Origin of the sequence: Streptomyces sp. MBT65 (assembly GCF_016612545.1) — a bacterium.
Lineage (GTDB): Bacteria > Actinomycetota > Actinomycetes > Streptomycetales > Streptomycetaceae > Streptomyces.
The window spans coordinates 1-4,293 of the sequence record NZ_JAENRY010000564.1; the positions used below are offsets into that span (position 1 = coordinate 1).

The 4,293-nt window shown below is 70.9% G+C and carries 5 protein-coding genes and 2 pseudogenes; 3 read left to right on the forward strand and 4 right to left on the reverse strand.

Annotated features, from left to right (window positions below; translation table 11 throughout):
* Nucleotides 1-642 (forward strand): annotated as a pseudogene (locus tag JHN63_RS50330) (hypothetical protein); the annotation flags it as partial.
* A gap of 79 nt (nucleotides 643-721) precedes the next feature.
* Nucleotides 722-1,363: an HAD family hydrolase gene (locus JHN63_RS50335; RefSeq protein ID WP_200691829.1), complete on the forward strand. Its 642-nt coding sequence runs from the start codon at nucleotides 722-724 to the stop codon at nucleotides 1,361-1,363.
* On the opposite strand, the gene JHN63_RS53690 is transcribed toward JHN63_RS50335, so the two are convergent.
* Nucleotides 1,342-1,590 (reverse strand): hypothetical protein, encoded by a 249-nt coding sequence (locus JHN63_RS53690; RefSeq protein WP_307782189.1) that lies wholly within the window; start codon nucleotides 1,588-1,590, stop codon nucleotides 1,342-1,344. The two genes, JHN63_RS50335 and JHN63_RS53690, sit on opposite strands and share 22 nt — an antisense overlap.
* 151 nt (nucleotides 1,591-1,741) lie before the next feature.
* On the opposite strand from JHN63_RS53690, the gene JHN63_RS54535 reads away from it, so the two are divergent.
* Entirely contained in the window at nucleotides 1,742-2,125 is a 384-nt protein-coding gene (locus JHN63_RS54535; protein WP_200691830.1) for a cold-shock protein, read from the forward strand.
* A gap of 31 nt (nucleotides 2,126-2,156) precedes the next feature.
* On the opposite strand, the gene JHN63_RS50345 is transcribed toward JHN63_RS54535, so the two are convergent.
* The 3 genes and pseudogenes from JHN63_RS50345 to JHN63_RS50355 all read right to left on the reverse strand — a co-directional run bounded on the left by JHN63_RS50345 (nucleotide 2,157) and on the right by JHN63_RS50355 (nucleotide 4,116).
* The gene (locus tag JHN63_RS50345; RefSeq protein WP_200691831.1) at nucleotides 2,157-3,011 is read right to left on the reverse strand and encodes a 1,4-dihydroxy-6-naphthoate synthase; all 855 of its coding nucleotides are present in this window, start codon (nucleotides 3,009-3,011) and stop codon (nucleotides 2,157-2,159) included.
* Complete coding sequence (locus JHN63_RS50350) at nucleotides 2,992-3,690, reverse strand: futalosine hydrolase (protein WP_200691832.1); 699 nt, start codon at nucleotides 3,688-3,690, stop codon at nucleotides 2,992-2,994. Before JHN63_RS50350 ends, JHN63_RS50345 begins: the two co-directional genes overlap by 20 nt.
* Nucleotides 3,660-4,116: pseudogene (locus JHN63_RS50355) on the reverse strand (DUF2771 domain-containing protein). Before JHN63_RS50355 ends, JHN63_RS50350 begins: the two are co-directional and overlap by 31 nt.
* Between the last annotated feature and the right edge of the window lie 177 nt (nucleotides 4,117-4,293).

A 4,293-nucleotide genomic window follows, 5' to 3' on the forward strand; every position in this document is an offset into this window, starting at 1 on the left:
ACCCAGGCCGCGCCCGCGCCCGACACCTCCCCCGCCCCGCCGCATCTCGCGAGCGCGTCCGAGCTCGGCGGCAGTGTCGTGCAGCCCGACTGGTGGCGCGGTGAGGGCAACGGCTTCGCGCTGGGCGACAGTGTGCCCGGGTTCACCGGCGGGGTCGAGATCCCGGACCTGCTCAAGCCCCCGCCGTCGAAGGAACCCCCGAAGGAGCCGGCGAAGGAACCGGAGCCGGTGGCCGCACCGGTGATCGAGCAGGCGCCGGAAGTCCCCGCCCGCCGACGCCGTGTGGTCCCCCGCCTCCCGGTCGGACGCTGGTCCAACCCCCTGCTGCTGATCGCCGCCGCACTGCTCGTCGGGGGCGCCGCACTCGGCAACTGGTTCGCGCTGCTGCTGGGTTGGCTCATCGCGTACGCCTCCCGGCGGCTGACCGACGCCGAGACGAAGGCGGCGGTGATCGGCCTGCCGACGGCGGCCGTCGCGGCCGGCATCGTCTGGCTGTGGGGCCGCAACACCGGCCGCTGGGGCACCCCCATCGCCCAGGGCCACATGAACGACGCGATCTCGGAGACCTGGCCGTGGGTGGTGCGGGGCGCGGCGGTGGCGTCGGCGCTGTACCTGGTGTGGCGCTCGCAGCGACAGCGGTAGGCAAGCGACAGCGGCAGGGCGGTCGACAGCGGCAGGGCGGTCGACGGACCCGGTGGGATTGTCGTGGCGACTGGGCACAATGGCCCATATGACTTCGTACTCCTCGCCCGGCCCGACCGTCGGCTTCGACCTCGACATGACCCTCATCGACTCCCGGCCCGGTATCCGCGCCAGCATGCTGGCGCTGGCCGAGCGGACGGGGACGTACATCGACGCCGATCTCGCGATCACCCGGCTCGGGCCGCCGCTCGCGGACGAGTTGATCAACTGGTTCCCGGCGGACGAGGTGCCCGCCGTCGCCGACCTGTACCGCGAGATGTACTCGTCGATCGCCATCGCCGCGACCCTCGCGATGCCCGGCGCCGCCGAGGCGATCGAGGCGGTACGGGCGGCGGGCGGCCGGGCGGTCGTGGTGACCGCGAAGTACGAGCCCAACGCGAAGCTGCACCTCGCCCACCTCGGCATCGACGCCGACGCCGTGATCGGCGACCTGTGGGCCGAGCAGAAGGCGGAGGCGCTGCGCGAGGAGGGCGCGAGCGTCTACGTCGGCGACCACGTCGGGGACGTGCGCGGCGCCCGCGTCGCCGAGGCCCTGTCGGTCGCGGTGGCGACCGGCCCGTGCGACGCCGACGAACTGCGCGCGGCCGGGGCGGACATCGTCCTCGGCGACCTCACCGAGTTCCCACGGTGGCTTTCGGACTACCTCGTCGCACGCGCCTGACGGCGGCCCGCGGCCACCGACTGGAGCACTCCCGCGGCGGCGAGCAGGAATCCGACCCCCATGAGCATGCTCAAGAGGTACATGTACGTCGGAAAAGGTGTCGTGTGGAGCAAGAGCGGTACCACGGTGACGAGTGTGGCCACCGCACCGAGGAAAAAGACGATGGCACCGGCACGGATCAGTCGGTCACCGGCCGCGGCGGAATTCGTTTGGGTTTTGTCACGCACCGGACCAGGGTAGTTCCCAGCGCGAAGGAACAAGCGGGCGACGTCTTGTCAGCCGCCTGAAGACCATTAGCCTTGGTACCGGCGGGTCCCGACGACCCGCCGGTCTGCTATCCGAAGCAGTTTTCCGACGAGTACGAGGACGAGGACAGACGTGCCTACCGGCAAGGTCAAGTGGTTCAACAGCGAGAAGGGCTTCGGCTTTCTCTCCCGTGACGACGGCGGTGACGTCTTCGTCCATTCCTCGGTTCTGCCCGCCGGAGTTGATGCCCTGAAGCCCGGACAGCGCGTGGAGTTCGGGGTCGTCGCCGGTCAGCGCGGCGACCAGGCGCTCTCGGTGGCCCTGCTCGACCCGACCCCGTCGGTCGCGGCGGCCCAGCGCAAGAAGCCGGACGAACTGGCCTCCATCGTCCAGGACTTGACGACCCTCCTGGAAAACATCACCCCGATGCTGGAACGCGGCCGCTATCCCGACAAGCCCGCGGGCGCGAAGATCGCAGGCCTGCTGCGCGCGGTCGCCGACCAGTTGGACGTGTAGATATCCAGGAGATTCAGCGGATCTTCAGGCGCTAGGGAAATTCGAGCGAGTTCGGGCCGAGGGGCGGCACCAGCCCCTCGGCCGCCGCGCGCGTCAGCAGACCTCGGACCGCCGCATACCCGTCGTCCCCCAGATCGGCCGTGAACTCGTTGACGTACAGCCCGATGTGCTGGTCGGCGACGGACGGGTCCATCTCCTGGGCGTGCTCCATGACGTACGGGCGCGAGGCCTCGGGCTCGTCCCAGGCGGCGCGGACGGACGTGCGGATCGAGTCGGCGAGCAGCCTCAACCGCTCCTCCCCCAGGGACCGTTTGGCGATGATCGCGCCCAGCGGGATCGGCAGCCCGGTCGTGGCCTCCCAGTGCTCGCCCATGTCCGCGAGCTTGTGCAGGCCGTAGTTCTGGTACGTGAAGCGCGCCTCGTGGATGACGAGCCCCGCGTCGACCTTCCCGTCCCGCACGGCCGGCATGATCTCGTGGAACGGCATGACGACGATCTCGCCGACCCCACCCGGAATCGTGTCCGCCGCCCACAGCCGGAACAGCAGATACGCCGTCGACCGCTCACTCGGCACGGCGACCGTACGACCGGTGAGGTCACCCGGCCCCCGGGTCAGGACCAGCGGCCCGCATCCCCGCCCCAGCGCACCCCCGCAGGGCAGCAGCGCGTACTCGTCGAGAACGTACGGCAGCACGGCGTACGACACCTTCAGGACGTCCGACTCACCGCGTTCGGCCATGCCGTTGGTGATGTCGATGTCCGCGAAGGTCACGTCGAGCGCGGGCGCGCCCGGCACCCGGCCGTGCGCCCAGGCGTCGAAGACGAAGGTGTCGTTCGGGCAGGGCGAATAGGCGATCTGCAGAGGCTCAGTCGTCGAAGGGGTCATACCTGTTCCAACTCTCCAGTACGGGCGCGCACTTCCCGAATCCCTCGGCCAGGGCCGCGAGCGCGTCGCCGATGCGCCAGGCGGCGCGGTCGCGCGGGCCGACGGGGTTGGAGACCGCACGCAGTTCCAGGACGGGGACGCCGTGCGCGGCGGCGGCCTCGGCGACACCGAAACCCTCCATCGCCTCGGCGAGGGCCCGGGGGTGGCGGGCGCGAAGTTCCGTGGCGCGGGCGGCCGTTCCGGTCACCGTGGAGACGGTGAGTACGGCTCCGGTGCGGGCGCCGGTGGCGGCCGCGAGCGCTCGTACGAGTGCAATCGGCGGACGGTGGGTGACGGTGCCGAAGCCGAGTTCGGTGACCGGCACGAACCCGTCGGCGGTCTCGGCGCCCAGGTCGGCCGCGGTGATCTCGTCGGCGATCACGAGGGAGCCGACGGGCGCCTCGGGCTGGAAGCCGCCGGCGATCCCGGCCGAGACGACGAGGTCGTACGGGGTACGGGCGAGAGCGAGGGCCGTGGCGGCGGCAGCGGCGGCCGGCCCCACCCCGGCGGCGATGACATCAACCCAGTCGCTGTTCGTGAACGCCCGTGCCACCGCGTCCCGTTCGGCGGGGACGGCGGTGGCGACGAGGATCCGTACGGACGACGTGGTCAGGAGTCCTTCTTGAACTTGAAGGACCACAGGCCCTTGACCGTCTTGTCGCCCTCCTTGATGGAGACGACGGTCGAGTTGCCGGTCGCGCCGTACTGGGTGTTGAAGAACACGCTGCCGGGGATCGTGCGGTACGTCTTCTTGCTGGAGTCGGTCAGCGGCTGACCGTTCATCAGGATCGTCCAGCCGTTGTCGGCGATCTTCGGGTCGACACCGAAACGCACGGTCTCGTCCGGGTCGACCGAGATCGACGTGGAGGCCTTCAGACACCGAAACGCACTTCGCCAGCTCCGCGGTCTTCACCGCGTCGCCGTCGTTGTAGCAGGTGGCCTCGGTGTGGACCGAGTTCCTCCCGACGGTGATCGTCGAGATCGGCGTCGGCTTGTCGCACGCCGACAGGACGAGCAGTCCGGCGGAAACGGCGCCGGCGGCGGCGACGGCGCGGCGGCGTCGCACAGCGGATTGCATGGTCATGGGGCGAAGGCTATCGGGCCCGTCCAGTCCTCCCCCCACGTGGGGTGCGGCGTGCCGGACCGGGGGCCAGGGTTAGGCCACTCGCGGGCGTCGGCCGGTGCCGTGCCGGGGTCGTGCGGGGTGGGAGGCGTGCGGATGTCGGCGGCCCCTGTGCCGGGG